This window comes from Streptomyces sp. NPDC002092 (assembly GCF_053593775.1).
In genome coordinates this window covers 545640-564112 of the sequence record NZ_JBSFDG010000002.1, presented here as the reverse complement: position 1 = coordinate 564112, position 18473 = coordinate 545640, and the positions used below count along the sequence as shown (strand labels likewise).

Here is an 18473-nt window from a genome sequence, read left to right as displayed (position 1 = left end):
TCGGCGCTACCGGTAGACTGGAAGCCAATCCCGCCCCAGTCGTGGGGACGTCCGGGAAAAGCTGAGCAACGCTGAACAAGGCTTACCAACGCAACATGCCGCAGCCGCTCCGGCAACCCGCCGACGAGCCCGGCTCGTGCTGTGCCAGAAAGGGCGCTTCGTGGCCGATTCCGGCAACCCCAACGAGAACATCCCGTCCACCGACGCCGGCGAGAACGGCGCGGTGACCTCGTCGAACGGCGAGGTCACCGCCTCGTACGACGCCAGCGCCATCACCGTCCTCGAGGGCCTGGACGCGGTCCGCAAGCGCCCCGGTATGTACATCGGCTCGACCGGTGAGCGAGGGCTGCACCACCTCGTGTACGAGGTCGTCGACAACTCCGTCGACGAGGCACTGGCCGGCCACGCGGACACCATCGACGTGACGATCCTCGCCGACGGCGGCGTGCGCGTGGTCGACAACGGCCGCGGCATCCCGGTGGGCATCGTGCCCTCGGAGGGCAAGCCGGCGCTCGAGGTCGTGCTGACCGTGCTGCACGCGGGCGGCAAGTTCGGCGGTGGCGGCTACGCGGTCTCCGGTGGTCTGCACGGCGTCGGCGTCTCCGTGGTGAACGCGCTGTCCTCGAAGGTCGCGGTCGAGGTCAGGACCGACGGTCACCGCTGGACGCAGGACTACAAGATGGGCGTCCCCACGGCGCCGCTCGCCAAGCACGAGGCCATCGAGGAGACCGGCACGTCGGTCACCTTCTGGGCCGACGCCGACATCTTCGAGACCACCGACTACTCCTTCGAGACGCTCTCGCGGCGCTTCCAGGAGATGGCGTTCCTCAACAAGGGTTTGACGATCAAACTCACCGATGAGCGCGAGTCGGCGAAGGCCACGTCCGGGGCGGACGAGGCGGGTGCCGACGAGACCGCCGAGGTCAAGCACGTCACGTACCACTACGAGGGCGGCATCGTCGACTTCGTGAAGTACCTCAACTCCCGCAAGGGCGACGTGGTGCACCCGACCGTGATCGACCTCGAGGCGGAGGACAAGGAGAAGAGCCTCTCCCTCGAAGTCGCCATGCAGTGGAACAGCGGTTACAGCGAGGGCGTGTACTCCTTCGCCAACATCATCCACACGCATGAGGGCGGCACGCACGAAGAGGGCTTCCGCGCGGCGCTCACCAACCTGATCAACAAGTACGCGCGCGACAAGAAGCTGCTGCGCGAGAAGGACGACAACCTCACGGGTGACGACATCCGCGAGGGTCTGACGGCGATCATCTCGGTGAAGCTGAGCGAGCCGCAGTTCGAGGGCCAGACCAAGACCAAGCTGGGCAACACGGAGGCGAAGACCTTCGTCCAGAAAGCGGTCTACGAGCACCTCAACGACTGGCTGGACCGCAACCCGAACGAGGCGGCGGACATCATCCGCAAGGGCATCCAGGCGGCCACCGCGCGCGTGGCGGCCCGCAAGGCCCGTGACCTGACGCGTCGTAAGGGCCTGCTGGAGTCGGCGTCCTTGCCGGGCAAGCTCTCCGACTGCCAGTCGAACGACCCGACCAAGTGCGAGATCTTCATCGTCGAGGGTGACTCCGCCGGCGGCTCGGCCAAGTCCGGCCGCAACCCGCAGTACCAGGCGATCCTCCCGATCCGAGGCAAGATCCTCAACGTCGAGAAGGCCAGGATCGACAAGATCCTGCAGAACCAGGAGATCCAGGCGCTGATCTCCGCCTTCGGTACGGGCGTGCACGAGGACTTCGACATCGAGAAGCTCCGCTATCACAAGATCATCCTGATGGCGGACGCCGACGTCGACGGCCAGCACATCAACACCCTGCTGCTGACCTTCCTGTTCCGCTTCATGCGGCCGCTGGTCGAGGCCGGGCACGTGTTCCTGTCGCGTCCCCCGCTCTACAAGATCAAGTGGGGCCGGGACGACACCGAGTACGCGTACTCGGACCGCGAGCGCGACGCGCTGCTCGAGCTGGGCCGCCAGCGCGGCAAGCGGGTGCGTGAGGACTCCATCCAGCGCTTCAAGGGCCTCGGCGAGATGAACGCCGAGGAGCTGCGCATCACGACGATGGACCAGGAGCACCGGGTGCTCGGCCAGGTCACCCTGGACGACGCCGCGCAGGCCGACGACCTGTTCTCGGTCCTGATGGGCGAGGACGTCGAGGCGCGCCGCCAGTTCATCCAGCGCAACGCCAAGGACGTCCGCTTCCTCGACATCTGAGTCGGTCTCAGCTGACCGCACCAGGAAGGATCTTCACCAGCAATGGCCGACGAGAACACCCCCCTCACGCCTGAAGAGGGCGGCGACATCGCCCAGCGTGTCGAGCCCGTCGGGCTCGAGACGGAGATGCAGCGCTCGTACCTCGACTACGCGATGTCCGTCATCGTCTCGCGTGCGCTGCCCGACGTCCGGGACGGCCTCAAGCCCGTCCACCGCCGCGTCCTGTACGCCATGTACGACGGCGGCTACCGCCCCGAGCGCGGCTTCTACAAGTGCGCCCGTGTCGTCGGCGACGTCATGGGCAACTACCACCCGCACGGCGACTCCTCGATCTACGACGCGCTGGTCCGCCTCGCGCAGCCGTGGTCGATGCGGATGCCGCTGGTGGACTCCAACGGCAACTTCGGCTCTCCGGGCAACGACCCGGCGGCGGCCATGCGCTACACCGAGTGCAAGATGGCGCCGCTGTCGATGGAGATGGTCCGTGACATCGACGAGGAGACCGTCGACTTCACGGACAACTACGACGGGCGCTCCCAGGAGCCGACCGTCCTGCCGGCCCGCTTCCCGAACCTGCTGATCAACGGTTCGGCCGGTATCGCGGTCGGCATGGCCACCAACATCCCGCCGCACAACCTGCGCGAGGTCGCGGCCGGCGCCCAGTGGTACCTGGAGAACCCGGACGCCTCGCACGAGGAGCTCCTGGACGCCCTCATCGAGCGCATCAAGGGCCCGGACTTCCCGACGGGCGCCCTGGTCGTGGGCCGTAAGGGCATCGAGGAGGCCTACCGCACGGGCCGTGGCTCCATCACCATGCGTGCGGTCGTCGAGGTCGAGGAGATCCAGAACCGCCAGTGCCTGGTGGTCACGGAGCTGCCGTACCAGACCAACCCCGACAACCTCGCCCAGAAGATCGCCGACCTGGTGAAGGACGGCAAGATCGGCGGCATCGCGGACGTCCGCGACGAGACCAGCTCCCGTACCGGTCAGCGCCTCGTCATCGTCCTCAAGCGGGACGCGGTCGCCAAGGTCGTCCTGAACAACCTGTACAAGCACACGGACCTGCAGACGAACTTCGGCGCCAACATGCTGGCGCTGGTCGACGGCGTCCCGCGCACGCTCTCCCTGGACGCGTTCATCCGCCACTGGGTGACGCACCAGATCGAGGTCATCGTCCGCCGTACGCGCTTCCGGCTGCGCAAGGCCGAGGAGCGGGCGCACATCCTGCGCGGCCTGCTGAAGGCCCTGGACGCCATCGACGAGGTCATCGCGCTGATCCGGCGCAGCGACACCGTCGACATCGCGCGCGCGGGGCTGATGGAGCTCCTGGAGATCGACGAGATCCAGGCGAACGCCATCCTCGAGATGCAGCTGCGCCGACTGGCCGCCCTGGAGCGCCGGAAGATCATCCAGGAGCACGACGAGCTCCAGGCGAAGATCACCGAATACAACGAGATCCTCGCCTCCCCGGTCCGCCAGCGCGGCATCGTCAGCGAGGAACTCGCCGCGATCGTCGAGAAGTTCGGCGACGACCGCAAGACGATGCTGGTGCCCTTCGACGGCGACATGTCCATGGAGGACCTGATCGCCGAAGAGGACATCGTCGTCACCATCACGCGCGGCGGCTACATCAAGCGCACCAAGACGGAGGACTACCGCTCGCAGAAGCGGGGCGGCAAGGGCGTACGCGGCACGAAGCTGAAGCAGGACGACATCGTCGACCACTTCTTCGTGTCGACCACGCACCACTGGCTGCTGTTCTTCACCAACAAGGGCCGCGTCTACCGCGCGAAGGCCTACGAGCTTCCGGACGCCGGCCGTGAGGCGCGCGGCCAGCACGTGGCGAACCTGCTCGCCTTCCAGCCGGACGAGGCGATCGCCGAGATCCTCGCGATCCGCGACTACGAGGCGGCGCCGTACCTGGTCCTCGCCACCAAGGGCGGCCTGGTCAAGAAGACGCCGCTGAAGGATTACGATTCACCCCGCTCCGGCGGTGTGATCGCGATCAACCTCCGGGAGACGGAGGACGGTTCGGACGACGAACTGATCGGCGCCGAACTCGTTTCGCCCGACGATGATCTGCTTCTGATCAGCAAGAAGGCACAGTCGATCAGGTTCACCGCCACGGACGAGAGCCTGCGGCCCATGGGCCGTGCCACCTCCGGTGTCAAGGGCATGAGTTTCCGTGAGGGCGATGAACTTCTGTCGATGAATGTTGTTCGACCCGGTACGTTCGTGTTCACTGCTACGGACGGTGGGTACGCGAAGCGGACTGCCGTCGACGAGTACCGCGTCCAGGGTCGCGGCGGCCTCGGTATCAAGGCTGCCAAGATCGTGGAGGACCGCGGTTCGCTGGTCGGCGCGCTGGTGGTCGAGGAGAACGACGAGATCCTCGCCATCACGCTGTCGGGCGGTGTGATTCGTACGCGAGTCAACGAGGTCAGGGAGACGGGCCGTGACACCATGGGCGTCCAACTGATCAACCTGGGCAAGCGCGATGCCGTCGTCGGTATCGCTCGTAACGCCGAGGCGGGACGCGAGGCGGAGGAGGTCGACGGCGATGTGGCCGTCGACGAGACCGCCGAAGGTGCCGCGACCACCGGCACGGACGAGGGTGAGGCGCCCTCGGCCGAGTAGCACGAGGAGTGAGTCATCGTGAGCGGAGCCACGGGCGCCGGATCGGCCGCTACCCCCACGGGTACGGAATCGGACGGAGGCGGCCGTGGCTCCGCCGCGCGTGCGACGGATTCGCACACGACCCAACTGCGCAAGATCGACGCAGCCGAGACCGACTCGCCCTCGTCGGAGACTCATGGATCCCAGGGGGGAACTGTGACGGAACCCCGAGGCCCGCAGACGCAGCAGCAGAAGGCCGGGCCCGCTCCCGCCGTCCAGCCGCAGCCGCAGCAGCCTCCGGCCCAGCCCGCACCGCCCCAGGCGGCCTCCCCGCTCCCCGGTGAGCGGCAGCCGCAGCAGCCCGCCGGGCCCTACCATCCGCCGCAGGCCTACCAGAACCAGGCCCAGTCGCCCGCCCAGTCACCGGCCGGCGCCGTACGGCGGCCGCGCACCGGCGCGCGCACCACGCCCCGCATCCGCAAGGCACGTCTGCGCGTGGCGAAGGCCGATCCGTGGTCGGTCATGAAGGTGAGCTTCCTGCTCTCCATCGCGCTGGGCATCTGCACGATCGTCGCGTCCGCGGTCCTGTGGATGGTCATGGACGCGATGGGCGTCTTCTCTACGGTCGGCGGCACGATCTCGGAAGCCACCGGCTCCAACGAGTCGAACGGCTTCGACCTGCAGTCGTTCCTGTCGCTCCCGCATGTCCTGATGTTCACCTCGATCATCGCGGTCATCGACGTCGTCCTCGCGACGGCTCTCGCGACCCTCGGCGCGTTCATCTACAACCTCTCCGCGGGCTTCGTCGGCGGCATCGAGCTGACGCTCGCCGAGGACGAGTGACACCAACCGCGAACATCGCTCAAACCTCCGCCGCCGGCCCTGCCCCCCGTCCCTGAGACAACCGATTTTGGGACTGCCCACGTCGTGCGCTAATCTTCAGGGGTCAGCGCGCGGGACACACACCGCAGAGCGCGGCGGGGCTATAGCTCAGTTGGTTAGAGCGCATCCCTGATAAGGATGAGGCCACAGGTTCAAATCCTGTTAGCCCCACCAGCGAAAAGACCCCTGGTCCACACGGACCGGGGGTCTTTTGGCACCACCGGTTGACACCAGCCGATGAGCGGATCTCCCAGGAGTCGGCGGGCAGGTCGCCGGCCCGCCTGATGCGCGGACGTAACGCAGAGGATCGCCTCCCACCGCGCTCTCAGCGCGTCACGGTCACCAGTCCGAGGACCACCAACGCGACGCCCATGAAGCCGAACTGCAGTCTCATGCGTTCAAGGCTCTTCCAGGGCGACCCCCATCGCGTCCTGGAATGCGCCGCAAAGGTGAGGTCTGCCCAGTCCCATACCCAGACGTCCACGCCGCGACAGCCACAGGCCACCACGATGAAAGCGCCGCCCGCGATGAGTGCGAGCACCCCTCGGAGAAACACGCCGATCCTCCCCCTGCCTGATGACCAGCCTCCCTGTCCGCGGCATTGTCGCAGGAGACACCGAAGACAATGCGGCGGTCGACGCAGCGGCCCCGCCCACGCAGAAGACCCCCGACCGGAATCGGTCGGGGGTCTTCTGCGTGGGCGGTTCGGGTACGCAAGTTCGCCGTTACGCCGGGTTGCAGGGGTGGTGCCTCACAGCTGGAGGGGAGTGGCCGGCTCGGAGAGGTCCGTGCCCGCCTCCGCCTCCGTGAGGGGGCGGTGGCGGCAGCTGGGGGACTTTCCGTGAGCCTCGGCGCGGATGCGCTGCTTCATCGTGGGGGGCAGGGCCCTGGCGTAGGTCCAGGACCAGTGGGATGCCGTCGGGATCGTCACCGGCGCGCTGCAGTTGCCGGTCGCCTCGGTCTGCGGTACCGCCGCGGCGGCGGTCGTCGTGATGAGTCCGAGCGTCGTGCACAGCGCCAGGAAGGCGGTGACGAGGACGTTCCACAGCTTCATGACCTGGTTCTGGGCCATGGCCCCTCACTTTCGGGTCGGGCGATTTGCGTACTTTCCTCATGATGTGTATCGGGGCCGCGAAGTGGTGGACCGACGCCCGTGGCGCGGCGATGTTCAGATGAACAACACCCGGATGGGCGCAAACCGCTCGTAAATAGGAGAATGAAGAACAAAGTCACCGTCCGTGGGGATGTGATCACCCTCAGATCGGAGCGGTGACCTCCGGTTCTACTGCGGTGTGCCGGAGGGGAGTTGAGGGCCCACGCAGGTCACCGATCGGTATCGGTCGGTGTGTATAGTCGGGCGCCAGAAGTCCCCTACGTCAAGGAAAGACGAGGTCGCGCGGTGAAGAAGCTTCTCCTGGTCGCACTGGCCGCCATCGGCGGGCTCCTCGTGTACCGCCAGATCCAGGCGGATCGCGCCGAGCAGGATCTGTGGACGGAGGCGACCGACTCCGTGCCCACGGGTTCGTGAGTATCGACAACCGAATCTGAACAGACCCCGGCCGTCCTTGCGGTCGGGGTTTTGTGTTGCCCGGATGAGGCCCGGCCCCACGGGGCAGGATGGGCGACGGTCCTGCGGTCCGGACGACGACGAGGGGTGGCGCGTGATGGGGCGGCGTACGGCGTGGTGGCGCGCGAGAGCATGGCGCGGGCGTCCCTCGGCACGCGCGCGCGTGGCGGCCGTGGCAGCGGTGCTGTGTACGGCAGCCGGGGCGCCCTGGCCGGCCGCCGCGGCGGCAGCCGAAACCCCGGGCACCGGCATCTCCGCCGCGTCCTCCTACGCCTTTGCACAGGACGCACAGCCTGTGGACGGCGCGAAAGGAACCACGGGCGCCGAGCTGCTCGAAGCCGGCAGCACCTACCGCAGCTCCCTCCCCAAAGACGCGGAGCTCTACTACCGCCTTCATCTCGACGCCGCGTCCAACGCGTACGTCTCCGTCACCGCCATCCCCCGCGCGGACGCCACGCTCTCCATCACCGACGGCATCAGGGTGTCGGTGCAGGACGCCGACAACCACTCCTGCTCCAACGAACGCGCCCGCTTCGGCGCCGCCAAGAGCCCGCACCCCATCACGGCATGGGGCGCACGAACCACCTCCCCGGCCGCCCCCCTCTGCCAGGGCGCCGGCACCTACTACGTCGTCGTCGAACGCACCGGTACGACGGACTCCTCGCCCGGCGCCTGGGACCTGGAGATCACCACCACCACCGAACCGCGCCTGAAGCAGGCCGGTGCGACGAGCCCGCCCAAGGTGTGGAACTCCACCTCACCCACCCCTGTCTCGGGCGCGGCCGAGCACAGCCAGGGCGGCGCGGGCTTCTCCCGGGCGACCTCCGTGGGACAAGGCGTCTGGAGCGCCGACATCACGCCCGGGCAGACGCTCTTCTACAAGGTCCCGGTCGGCTGGGGCCAGCAGCCGTCCGCCACGGCCGAACTCGGCAGCGTGAACGGCGACGGCCACGGCTACGCCATCGACGCCCTGGCCCTCACCCTCTACAACCCCGTCCGCGCCGACGTGGAGGACGCGAGCGTCGGCTACGACGGCAAGCAGAAGCCGGCCTCCCTCGCCGCGGTGCCCGCCGTCGACTACAGCAACCGCTACGCCATCCCCGCCCGCGTGAACGGAATGCGGTTCGCCGGCTCGTACTACCTGGTGGTGCACCTCGCCGCGGGAGTGGCCCAGAAGTTCGGCGACGGGCCCTTCAGGCTGACGCTGCGCATCGGGATCGACGGCGCGGCGCAGGACGGCCCCGGCTACGAGGGGCAGTCCGTGCCGCAGAACGTCTTCGAGGTCACCGCGCAGGACCGGCAGGCAGCCCCCGAGGGCGCGACCCCAGACACCCACGCCACGATGAAGGCCCTCGCCGCTGGCGGGATCGGAGCGGGCACGCTCGTGCTCGTGGTGCTCGGGGTGTGGACGGTCGCGGCCCGGCGGAGAACACGGGCCTGGTGAGGCCCACGGCCCGGCGCGTGGCAGAGACCCGGTGAGGTCCTGCGGCCCTCGGCTCGGGAGACGGCGGACAGTTCTTCAGATACGGGTCAGCGCCCAGAACCCCACGGCGTAGCAGGCCAGCGCGATAAGCAGGAGCGGGATCGCCACCTTGGCGGGCGGGCCGGGACGCCGCGCGGGACGGGCGCGATGGCTGCGGCGCGTCGTCTCCTGCGGGATTGCCTGCACGGGAGGCGGAACCTGAGGGGCCTGGGCGGTGTACGAAACAGTAGAGACATCAGCGCGCTGGTACGGCGTCGGGGCCTGGGCCTGGGCCGGGTGCAGCGGCCTGTACGACTGGGGGGAGGGCAGTACATGCGTGGGGTCATGAGGGGAGACGTAGGCGGGCTCGTGCCGGCTGCCCTGGCCGGGGTGCGCCTGCGCGGGGGGCGGCGGCTGTGGAGCGGGAGTCCGGGCGGAGGAGGCGGTGGCCTGCGGGGGCGGCAGATGGAAGCTGCCGGTGTCCGACATGCTCGGCGGCTGGGTGGGGACGGACGGCTCCGGCTGGTGCCCCGGCCCCTGACGCGGGTCGGGCAGCGGTGTCACGGCCGAGGACGCCACCGCCTCGGCGTCCGAAGCGGACGACACCGAGGACGCCTCTGCCTCAACAGACCGCTCAACGGGCCGCGAAAAGGCTCCACTTACACCGGTTCCGTCAGTGTCAGCCTCCTTCCTCGCCTCCACTCCCGGTGCGGCCTTGAGCGGTCCCGAGGGGGCGAACCCCGGTGGGAGCGGGCCGAGTTGGTCGAAGACCTCGATCAACTCGTCGTCGGGGCCGGGTTCCGGCAACAACTCCCTGGCAGAGGCGAGCGCCTTGCGCGCCCCTGTGGCGGTACGGAACCGGGCCTGCGGGTCGGGCTGCAGCAGCGTCGCCACAACCTGCCACAGCGGCTCGGGAATGCCCTTGGGCGCGCTCGGCGTCCCGTGCGCCGCGAAGTACTGGATGAGCGCCTTGGCGTCCGGCTTGGCACCCTCCAGCAGATACAACGCGACCAGGCCCACCGCGAACAGATCGGCGGGGAAGTCCGGTTCCGAGCCCATCATCTGCTCCGGCGCCAGATAACCCGGCGTCCCCACCACGAGATTGGTCTCCGTCAGACGCGGTTCACCCAGCCGCATCGCAATGCCGAAATCGGACAACCGCAGCCGCGGCCGACCCGTGCCCGTGGCTTCCAACAGGACATTCGCCGGCTTGACGTCGCGGTGCACCACACCCTCCGCATGCACCGCGGCCAGCCCCGAAAGCAACTGGTCCAGCAAGGTGCACACGAAGGCCGGCGGCAGCGGACCGTAGTCCCCGACCAGATGAACCAGCGAACCGCCGGCGACGAGATCCATCGTGAACAGGACCTTGTCGTCGTCGGCGGCCCAGCTGGCCGGCGCCAGCACATGGGGGTGATCGATCCGCAGAGCCTGCTCGCGGACGAAACGCAGCAGAGAGTGCGCGTCGCGCTGCTGCAGCACCTTGGCGGCCACATAACGACGGCGGCGGTGATCCCAGGCGCGCCAGACAGCGCCGACCCCTCCGCGCCCGATCGGGTCGACCAGTTCGTACCGGCCGGCGAAGACCTCACCCATGGCTCTGCGTCGCTCCTCCCCCTTCGGCTACCCCCCTTGCTTGCCCCTCGACGAGTGGTACGACTCCCCCCAGCGCCGTTCCTCGACGAGTGTGATGAGTGATACGAGCCCCCGCGCCCCCGCGCCCCTCCTCGACCGTCGGCCCGGCCGCCGAACCCCCTTCGGCGACCGGGCCACGGACTCAGCTCTGGTGCGACTGGTAATGCGTGACCGCATCGGAAGTGCGGCCGGCGCCGTACACCCGGAGGAACTCCGCCAGCTCCGGATGACTGGGGGCGAGAGTGTCCGCGGCGTCGATGATGTCCCCCGCGGCCGCCACCGAGCGCAGCAGCGACTGAATCTCGCGGACCACCCGCTTGACCGTGGGCGCCCCCGAACTGCTCGTCGTGGTCGTGGTGTTGCTGAGCACCGAGCCCCCCTGCGACTTCTTGATCTCTTCCATGCGCTCCGTGGCCTCGGCCGCACTCACGCTGCCGTCCGCGACCTGCCCCGCCAGGTCCTGAAGCAGCTGCACCCGCTGCACGACAGCCGGGTTGCCGATCTTCGCCCGCTGCCCGCTCATCAACTGCGACAGCATCGGAGCGGACAGCCCCAGCACCCCCGCGAGACGGGCCTGGTTGAGCCCGAGATCTTCTATGAGCTTACGGAAGAGCGCCCCCAACGGCTCCCCGTACCAGTTCCGCTGCAGTTCCCGCGCTCTTGCGGTCGCTTCCTGCTGTGCGGCGTCCATTGCGTCTCCCCATCGCTTCCCCAAGTACTGTGGTTCGCTGTAGCGAACCACGCCGAGCATCTTACGGAGAGTGGTCGTCCACGGGGACCCCCAATCTTTTTGCGAGATCCCGGGGGTGACCCGGTACTCTGGTCTGCGGCACCCACCGGTACGCGGTTCTACCGGGGGATGTCCCCTTTCCGGGGCCTTAGCTCAGTTGGTAGAGCGCTGTCTTTGCATGGCAGATGTCAGGGGTTCGACTCCCCTAGGCTCCACTCCGGATCCCCTCCGACCTGCGGAAACGCAGTGCGGAGGGGATTTTTCGCCACCGCGACCGCCCCCACCTGGCCGGCTCACCGCTGCCGGACGCAGCGGCCGCCCGGACACGGACACGGGACCAGGCCGAGCGAGGCAGCCCCCCGGTACCGAAGACGCCGACACCGCGGACGCCATCCGCGAGGTGATTGCGCCGCCGGACGTGTTTCACGTGAAACACAGCCGTGGGGCGGAAGACCCTCAAGTCTCCCGCCCCACGCCATAGTTCAGCCCACAGCACGTCACCGGCCGTCGTCGCGCTGAGCAGCCTCCTCCTCGGCCTCCTTGGCCTGCACCTCAGGGTCGAGCAAGGACTGACCACTGCCGTCCACCGACGACAACCGGCTCGGCTCCGGAACCTCCGTCGCAGCAGGCGGCTCGACCAGCCAGTCAGGGTTGGCCTGCTTGTCCCACCACTTCCAGGCAGCAAAAGCACCGCCCGCGAGAGCACCGAACACCAGCAAAACCTTCGCGGCACGCCCGGCCCTCGCCCGACGCTCATGCCGACGAACCAGCTTCTGAATCTCCTTCGGCGAGACCTGACCGCGCAGCGCAGCCAATGCGGCAGCACCGCGCGCGGCGGCCTCGTCCCTCACAGGCCCGGCCACGGCCACCGCCTGCTCCAGCCTCGGCCGGGAATAGTCGGCGGCCTGCCGGGCCGCCTGTCGGGTACGGACGGCAGCCTCATGGGCGGCCTGGTCGACCTTCGGCGGCACATGCGTACGGGCCTGCTCCAGACGCGGCGCGACATACGCGTCGTACTGGACGCGGGCCTGATCCGCGGCTTGGGACACCTTCGGCGCGAGCCGTACGCGTGCCTCGTGTGCGTAGTGTGCGGCCCTGTCCTTGGCCGTGTCGGCGTAGGGCGCCACCACTTCCGCGGCGTGCAGCACGCTGTCCTTCGCCGAACCGGTCGCGGCGCGCACGCTGTCGATGCGGGTCACGGGTTCCTCCTCCTCGGTGGCGTACGGTATTTCGACTTTCCACCCTTTTACGGATCATGCCTGTCAACAGACACCGGGGCATGTGAGGGCGGGCATCCGGGTCATGCACACCGACTCAGGACCATCTCCAGCAAGAGCCGATCGAGAGCCGATCAAGTCCAATAGAGGATGAATACGGGGCAACAGGCGCTTGTCGTCGACAATGCCACGGATCGCAGCCGAGCGCCCCCGGCCCGGACACACTCGACCGGATTTCTGCAAGCAACACCCCTGACAAGCCCCGCAGACGGGCGCCGGGCGACGCACGACGCAGACCGTGCGAGGATCAGGGAGTCACAGGAAGACAACGGAAGGCAGATCGTGGCTGAGCAGCTTTACGCCACCCTGAAGACCAACAACGGCGACATCGAAGTCCGGCTCCTGCCGAACCACGCGCCCAAGACGGTCCGGAACTTTGTCGAGCTCGCCACGGGCGAGCGGGAGTGGGTCAACCCTGAAACGGGCCAGAAGACCACGGACAAGCTCTACGACGGCACGGTCTTCCACCGGGTGATCAGCGGGTTCATGATCCAGGGCGGAGACCCGCTGGGCAACGGCACCGGTGGGCCCGGCTACCAATTCGAGGACGAATTCCACCCCGACCTCTCCTTCAACAAGCCCTACCTGCTGGCCATGGCCAACGCCGGTCCGGGCACCAACGGCTCGCAGTTCTTCATCACCGTCTCTCCCACGACGTGGCTGAACCGCAAGCACACCATCTTCGGCGAGGTCACCGACCCCGCCAGCCAGAAGGTGATCGACGCCATCGCCACCACCCAGACCAACCCCCGCACCGACCGCCCGGTCAACGACGTCGTCATCGAGTCCGTCGTCGTCGAAACCCGCGAGGGCTGAGACCCACGAGGACCCCACCCGCAAGGTCGAGTCCCCGCACAGCAGGAACCAAACGCCCCGCCCATCCGTAAAGATGGGCGGGGCGGTGCATTTGTGCACACCACCCGAACGACGACCTAGGGGATCTCATGGACCAGGCGCCAGGCAGCCCACAAGGCCCGGACGACCAGGGACCCCAGCACGCCCAGAGCCTGCCCGGCTGCTACCGCCACCCCGACCGCGAGACCGGCATCCGCTGCACCCGCTGCGAACGCCCGATCTGCCCCGAATGCATGGTCAACGCCTCCGTCGGCTTCCAATGCCCCGAATGCGCCCGCGGCAACTCCGGCACCGGACACCACCCGGCCGCCACCCGCCCCCGCACCATCGCCGGCGGCACCGTCACGGCCGACCCCCGGCTGCTCACCAAGCTGCTCATCGGGATCAACCTGGCCGTCTTCCTCGTCCAGCTGGCCGTCGGAGACAGCTTCACCAACCGGTTCGAACTCATCGGCCAGGCCTACGTCCCTCAGCTCGGCGGCGTCGAAGGCGTCGCACAGGGCCAGTACTACCGGCTGCTGACCGCCATGTTCCTGCACGGCAGCTACGTCCACATCCTGTTCAACATGCTCAGCCTCTGGTGGATCGGCGGCCCCCTCGAAGCAGCCCTCGGCCGCGCCCGCTACCTCTCCCTGTACTTTGTCTCCGGACTGGCCGGCAGCGCACTGACCTATCTCCTCGCAGCGTCCAACCAGTCGTCTCTGGGCGCCTCCGGTGCAATCTTCGGGCTCCTCGGCGCCACCGCCGTCCTCCTGCGCCGACTCAACTACGACTTGCGCCCCTTGATCGCCCTGCTGGTGATCAACCTCATCATCACCTTCAGCCCGGGCTTCAACATCGCCTGGCAGGCCCACATCGGCGGCCTCGTCGCCGGCGTCATCACCGGCTACGCCATGGTCCATGCCCCACGCGAACACCGCGCCCTCGTCCAGTACGGCACCTGCGCCCTGGTCCTGGTCGTCGTAGTGGTCCTGACCCTGCTCAGGACGGCTCAGCTCACCTGACGTGCCCACTTGTCCACAGCGGGTTGCCAGTCTTGTGCATAGCGTGCGGGAACAGCTGTGCCCCCTGTCACCGACCAGTGTTTCCGCAGGTCAGGCAGGGGGCGAACAGATTTGCGAAGCTGGGTGGGATGGTCGTATCGGCGTCAATGGCCAGCTGGTTATCCACAGATGGTCGTTCTTTTCCCCAGGAGCTGTGGATTTTTCTGCGGGCTGTGGATAACTCAGCGGATAGCCCTGGGCAGGGCTATGTTCACCGAGAGGTGGCCGTTACTTCCACTGCGTGGAGACGCCGAATCCGGCGGCGATGAAGCCGAAGCCCACCACGATGTTCCAGTTGTCCAGCGCATCGATGGGCAGCGAACCGTCGGTCACGTAGAAGACGACGATCCAGGCCAGGCCGATGAGGAACATGGCCAGCATGACGGGCGCGACCCATGCGTGGCTGTTCAGCTTGATGCTGGTCGCCTGCTTCGCCGGCGGCGGCGTGTAGTCGGCCTTCTTGCGGATACGTGACTTCGGCACGAGGGTCTCTCCTGTCGATGCGCTGCGTGGCCGCGCAGGGAACTGTGGCTGGCTCCGGAGCAGCGTACAAGGGGACTCTTAGCGCTCCCCCGGGCGTCCGTTAGCGTAGTGCTTCCGCGGCGCCGAAGGAGATAAGGGTACGTTGAGCAATTCTGCCGACTCCCCCCAGGACGGATCCAGTCCTGCCCGCGGACGCCGTTTCCGGCCGGTGCGGGTGCTCACGGTGGCCGTCTTCGCCCTCGCGGGGCTCATTTTCTTCACCAGTTTCAATACGGCCAAGGGCACCAATATCCGTACGGATACGTCCTTGCTGAAGCTTTCCGACCTGATCCAGGAGCGCAGCCGCAAGAACGGCGAACTGGACGAGTCCAACGGCTCTTTGCGCCGGGAGGTCGAGTCCTTCGCCGAGCGTGACGACGGCAGCACCAAGGCGCAGGACGAGAAGCTCGCGGGTCTGGAGAAGGGTGCGGGCACGCAGAAGCTGAAGGGTGAGGCGATCACCGTCACGCTGAATGACGCCCCGCCGGACGCCACCGCCAAGCTCCCCGGCTATCCCGAGCCGCAGCCGGACTACCTGGTGATCCACCAGCAGGATCTGCAGGCGGTGGTGAACGCGCTGTGGCAGGGCGGTGCCAAGGGCATCAAGGTTATGGACCAGCGGCTGATCTCCACCAGTGCCGTGCGCTGCGTGGGCAACACGCTGATCCTTCAGGGGCGCGTCTACTCGCCGCCGTACAAGATCACGGCGATCGGGGATCCCGACAAGCTGAACAAGGCACTGTCGGATTCCACGGCGATCCAGAACTACATGGTCTACGTGAATGTGTATGGCCTCGGCTGGAAAGTGACCCATGACGGGACGGTGACTCTGCCCGGCTACTCGGGCACAGTGGATCTGCACTACGCCCAGCCCGTGGAGTGAACTGAGCCGTTTCGGGAGCTGCCGGTGCGCGTCGTCGTCAGGACCGTCAGTGAGCTCTGTATCACCGTGGGCAGCCTGATCGTGCTTTTCGTTGTGTATGTGCTGTTCTGGACGGGTGTGCGGGCGGACGGTGCGATGAGCCACCAGATCGATGTGCTGCACGACCAGTGGGCGAAGCAGACGGCGCATCCGACGGTCCCTGTCGCATCCGGGGCCTCGGCCGGACCCCGGAAGCCGGCGCCGTATGTCGCGGGCAAGCCCTTCGCGATCATGTACATCCCGCGGCTTGGTTTCACGTGGAACAAGCCGGTGCTCGAGGACACTGCGGTGAGCACGTTGAAGAAGGGGCTGGGTCACTACGCGAACACCGCGCAGCTGGGGCAGGAGGGCAACTTCGCGGTGGCGGGGCACCGGCGGACGTACGGAGATCCGTTCGTGGACTTCCCCGAGCTGAGGCCGGGTGACGCGGTGGTGCTGACCGACGGGACCACTTGGTTCACGTATCGGATCGACAAAGGGCCCTACAAAACTGTTCCGACGGACGTTGAGGTGATCGATCCTGTGCCACGTAAGTCGGGGTACACGCGTGAGGGCCGTTATCTGACGCTCACCACGTGCGATCCGGAGTGGGGGCACAGCCATCGGCTGATCGTGTGGGGGCACCTGGATTCCACACAGCCTGTGGAGGCCGGGAAACCAGAGGCGCTGCGCCGTTAGTCTGGTGCGGGTACGGCGTGAGTCTGATGCCGTGGTGGAACGGAAGGGACGGCATGTACGGCTGGATCTGGCGGCATCTGCCGGGAAACGTGTGGGTGAAGGCGCTGATCTCACTCCTGCTGGTCCTGGCTGTGGTCTATGTCCTGTTCCAGTACGTCTTCCCGTGGGCCGAACCGCTGCTGCCCTTCAACGATGTGACGGTGGACAACCAGTGAGTGCGCGGATTCTCGTCGTCGACAACTACGACAGCTTCGTCTTCAACCTGGTGCAGTACCTGTACCAGCTGGGCGCCGAGTGCGAGGTGCTGCGCAACGACGAGGTGTCCACGGCGCATGCCCAGGACGGTTTCGACGGTGTGCTGCTGTCGCCGGGTCCGGGGACGCCGGAGGAGGCGGGCGTCTGCATCGAGATGGTGCGGCACTGTGCGGCGACCGGTGTCCCGGTGTTCGGTGTCTGCCTGGGGATGCAGTCGATGCAGGTGGCGTACGGGGGTGTGGTGGACCGTGCGCCCGAGTTGCTGCACGGCAAGACCTCGCTGGTGGAGCACGGGGGCAGGGGCGTCTTCGCCGGGCTGCCCTCGCCGTTCACGGCGACGCGCTACCACTCGCTGGCCGCGGAGCCGGAGACGGTGCCGGCCGAGCTGGAGGTGACCGCGCGGACGCACGACGGGATCATCATGGGGCTCAGGCACCGTGAACTCCCGGTCGAGGGTGTGCAGTTCCACCCGGAGTCGGTGCTGACGGAGCACGGTCACCGGATGCTGGCCAACTGGCTGGTGGAGTGCGGCGACCAGGGTGCTGTGGCGAGGTCGGCGGGGCTCGCCCCGGTGGTGGGCAGGGCCACGGCGTGACCGCGCTGCGCCCCGAGCGTGAGTCCGCCTCCTCGTACGGGCAGGAGCCGTACGAGGGGTACGCCTCGTTTGAGGGGTACGAGGCGTCGGGTTCGTTCGAGGCGTCGGGTTCGTTCGAGGCATCCGGTGGATTCGAGGCCTCCGGGGCGTTCGATGAGTGGAACGGTGAGTCGGCGGGGCAGCAGGGGCGGCACGGGGGGTATGCGGCGGCCGAGGAGCCGTATGTAGCGCCGCCGGTGGAGGAGCCGGAGCCGTATCTTCCGCCCGTGGACGAGGAGACGGTGGCTCTGCGGATACCGGAGCCGCCGTCGGGCGGTTCCATATCGCCCTCTGACGCCTCAACAGCCACGCCTGCCACTGGAACCACTCCGGGTGGCCGAGCGGCCCGTAGGAAGGCCGCCAAGGGCCGTCATGGGCGCCATGGGGGCGCTCGTGCGGCTGTGGAGGCCGCGGAAGGCGACGAGGAGACGTCCGCCGATGCTTCCCAGGCCCCGCTTTCGCGGGTTGAGGCACGTCGGCAGGCCCGCGCACGCAAGCCCAGTCCTGGTGTCGTCGCGAGCCGGGCGATCGGTGAGGTGTTCATCACCACCGGCGTGCTGATGCTGCTGTTCGTCACCTACCAGCTGTGGTGGACGAACGTCCGGGCACATGCGGCGGCGGACCAGGAGACCAGCACCCTGCAGAACGACTGGGCGAGCGGCAAGCGTGCGCCGGGCGAGTTCGAGCCGGGCCAGGGTTTCGCGATCCTCCACATCCCCGAGCTGGACGTGGTCGTGCCGATCGCCCAGGGCGTCAGCAACAAGCAGGTGCTGGACAAGGGCATGGTCGGGCACTACAGCGAGGGCAGGCTGAAGACGGCGATGCCCGACGCGAAGACCGGCAACTTCGCGCTTGCGGGTCACCGCAATACGCACGGCGAGCCCTTCCGGTACATCAACAAGCTGAAGAAGGGCGACGAGGTCGTCGTCGAGACGCAGGACGAGTACTTCGTCTACAAGGTGACGTCGACGCTGCCGGTGACATCACCGAGCAATACGAGCGTGATCAGTCCCGTGCCGCCCCAGTCGGGTTTCACCAAGCCCGGCCGGTACATCACGCTGACGACCTGTACTCCGGAGTTCACCAGCAAGTACCGGTTGATCGTCTGGGGCAAGATGGTCGAGGAACGGCCGCGCAGCAAGGGCAAGCCGGATGCGCTCGTCGAGTAGGGGCA

At 67.7% G+C, this 18473-nt stretch carries 18 protein-coding genes and 2 tRNA genes; 14 read left to right on the top strand and 6 right to left on the bottom strand.

Annotated features, from left to right (window positions below; translation table 11 throughout):
- Nucleotides 1-136: 136 nt before the first annotated feature.
- The 4 genes from gyrB to ACWCRD_RS06675 all read left to right on the top strand — a co-directional run bounded on the left by gyrB (nucleotide 137) and on the right by ACWCRD_RS06675 (nucleotide 5893).
- The gene (gene gyrB, locus ACWCRD_RS06690) at nucleotides 137-2221 is read left to right on the top strand and encodes a DNA topoisomerase (ATP-hydrolyzing) subunit B (RefSeq protein WP_365834075.1); all 2085 of its coding nucleotides are present in this window, start codon (nucleotides 137-139) and stop codon (nucleotides 2219-2221) included.
- A gap of 42 nt (nucleotides 2222-2263) precedes the next feature.
- Complete coding sequence (gyrA, locus tag ACWCRD_RS06685) at nucleotides 2264-4858, top strand: DNA gyrase subunit A (RefSeq protein WP_450964843.1); 2595 nt, start codon at nucleotides 2264-2266, stop codon at nucleotides 4856-4858.
- A gap of 18 nt (nucleotides 4859-4876) precedes the next feature.
- Nucleotides 4877-5680, top strand: coding sequence for a DUF3566 domain-containing protein (locus ACWCRD_RS06680; protein ID WP_450964842.1), 804 nt, complete (start codon nucleotides 4877-4879; stop codon nucleotides 5678-5680).
- 136 nt (nucleotides 5681-5816) lie between these two features.
- Nucleotides 5817-5893, top strand: a tRNA-Ile gene (locus ACWCRD_RS06675).
- 151 nt (nucleotides 5894-6044) lie between these two features.
- On the opposite strand, the gene ACWCRD_RS06670 is transcribed toward ACWCRD_RS06675, so the two are convergent.
- Together ACWCRD_RS06670 and ACWCRD_RS06665 are read right to left on the bottom strand one after the other, a co-directional pair.
- Nucleotides 6045-6260 (bottom strand): hypothetical protein, encoded by a 216-nt coding sequence (locus ACWCRD_RS06670; protein ID WP_450964841.1) that lies wholly within the window; start codon nucleotides 6258-6260, stop codon nucleotides 6045-6047.
- A gap of 210 nt (nucleotides 6261-6470) precedes the next feature.
- Nucleotides 6471-6791, bottom strand: a complete 321-nt coding sequence (locus tag ACWCRD_RS06665; protein ID WP_450964840.1) for a DUF6344 domain-containing protein — start codon at nucleotides 6789-6791, stop codon at nucleotides 6471-6473.
- Nucleotides 6792-7118: 327 nt separating this feature from the next.
- Between ACWCRD_RS06665 and ACWCRD_RS06660 the strand changes: the two genes are divergently transcribed.
- Entirely contained in the window at nucleotides 7119-7247 is a 129-nt protein-coding gene (locus ACWCRD_RS06660; RefSeq protein WP_003999697.1) for a DLW-39 family protein, read from the top strand.
- A gap of 211 nt (nucleotides 7248-7458) precedes the next feature.
- Nucleotides 7459-8730: a hypothetical protein gene (locus ACWCRD_RS06655; protein WP_450964839.1), complete on the top strand. Its 1272-nt coding sequence runs from the start codon at nucleotides 7459-7461 to the stop codon at nucleotides 8728-8730.
- A gap of 75 nt (nucleotides 8731-8805) precedes the next feature.
- Here ACWCRD_RS06655 and ACWCRD_RS06650 read toward each other — a convergent pair whose 3' ends face one another.
- Both ACWCRD_RS06650 and ACWCRD_RS06645 read right to left on the bottom strand, forming a co-directional pair.
- Nucleotides 8806-10344 (bottom strand): protein kinase domain-containing protein, encoded by a 1539-nt coding sequence (locus tag ACWCRD_RS06650; RefSeq protein WP_450964838.1) that lies wholly within the window; start codon nucleotides 10342-10344, stop codon nucleotides 8806-8808.
- A 181-nt stretch (nucleotides 10345-10525) separates the two neighbouring features.
- Nucleotides 10526-11074 carry a helix-turn-helix domain-containing protein gene (locus ACWCRD_RS06645; protein WP_030938997.1) on the bottom strand — a complete coding sequence of 183 codons (549 nt, stop codon included), beginning with the start codon at nucleotides 11072-11074 and terminating at the stop codon, nucleotides 10526-10528.
- A gap of 181 nt (nucleotides 11075-11255) precedes the next feature.
- Between ACWCRD_RS06645 and ACWCRD_RS06640 the strand changes: the two genes are divergently transcribed.
- Nucleotides 11256-11328: transfer RNA gene (locus tag ACWCRD_RS06640), tRNA-Ala, on the top strand.
- A 282-nt stretch (nucleotides 11329-11610) separates the two neighbouring features.
- Here ACWCRD_RS06640 and ACWCRD_RS06635 read toward each other — a convergent pair.
- Nucleotides 11611-12312, bottom strand: coding sequence for a DUF5324 family protein (locus ACWCRD_RS06635; protein ID WP_450964837.1), 702 nt, complete (start codon nucleotides 12310-12312; stop codon nucleotides 11611-11613).
- 360 nt (nucleotides 12313-12672) lie between these two features.
- On the opposite strand from ACWCRD_RS06635, the gene ACWCRD_RS06630 reads away from it, so the two are divergent.
- A complete protein-coding gene (locus ACWCRD_RS06630; protein ID WP_450964836.1) occupies nucleotides 12673-13206 on the top strand; it encodes a peptidylprolyl isomerase in 534 nt (177 codons plus the stop codon).
- Between the two features lie 128 nt (nucleotides 13207-13334).
- On the top strand, nucleotides 13335-14249 hold the full coding sequence (locus ACWCRD_RS06625; RefSeq protein WP_450964835.1) for a rhomboid family intramembrane serine protease: 915 nt from the start codon (nucleotides 13335-13337) through the stop codon (nucleotides 14247-14249).
- Between the two features lie 267 nt (nucleotides 14250-14516).
- Here ACWCRD_RS06625 and crgA read toward each other — a convergent pair whose 3' ends face one another.
- Nucleotides 14517-14771, bottom strand: a complete 255-nt coding sequence (gene crgA / locus ACWCRD_RS06620; protein ID WP_389072781.1) for a cell division protein CrgA — start codon at nucleotides 14769-14771, stop codon at nucleotides 14517-14519.
- Nucleotides 14772-14913: 142 nt separating this feature from the next.
- Here crgA and ACWCRD_RS06615 point away from each other — a divergent pair, with 142 nt between their 5' ends.
- Genes ACWCRD_RS06615 through ACWCRD_RS06595 form a run of 5 tightly spaced genes read left to right on the top strand, consistent with a single transcriptional unit; the run spans nucleotide 14914 to nucleotide 18468 of the window.
- The gene (locus ACWCRD_RS06615) at nucleotides 14914-15693 is read left to right on the top strand and encodes a DUF881 domain-containing protein (protein ID WP_450964834.1); all 780 of its coding nucleotides are present in this window, start codon (nucleotides 14914-14916) and stop codon (nucleotides 15691-15693) included.
- A 24-nt stretch (nucleotides 15694-15717) separates the two neighbouring features.
- The gene (locus tag ACWCRD_RS06610) at nucleotides 15718-16410 is read left to right on the top strand and encodes a class E sortase (protein ID WP_450964833.1); all 693 of its coding nucleotides are present in this window, start codon (nucleotides 15718-15720) and stop codon (nucleotides 16408-16410) included.
- A gap of 26 nt (nucleotides 16411-16436) precedes the next feature.
- Complete coding sequence (locus ACWCRD_RS06605; RefSeq protein ID WP_450964952.1) at nucleotides 16437-16625, top strand: hypothetical protein; 189 nt, start codon at nucleotides 16437-16439, stop codon at nucleotides 16623-16625.
- Nucleotides 16622-17260 (top strand): aminodeoxychorismate/anthranilate synthase component II, encoded by a 639-nt coding sequence (locus ACWCRD_RS06600; RefSeq protein WP_450964832.1) that lies wholly within the window; start codon nucleotides 16622-16624, stop codon nucleotides 17258-17260. Before ACWCRD_RS06605 ends, ACWCRD_RS06600 begins: the two co-directional genes overlap by 4 nt.
- Entirely contained in the window at nucleotides 17257-18468 is a 1212-nt protein-coding gene (locus tag ACWCRD_RS06595) for a class E sortase (RefSeq protein WP_450964831.1), read from the top strand. The genes ACWCRD_RS06600 and ACWCRD_RS06595 overlap by 4 nt, the downstream gene beginning before the upstream one ends.
- Nucleotides 18469-18473: the final 5 nt, after the last annotated feature.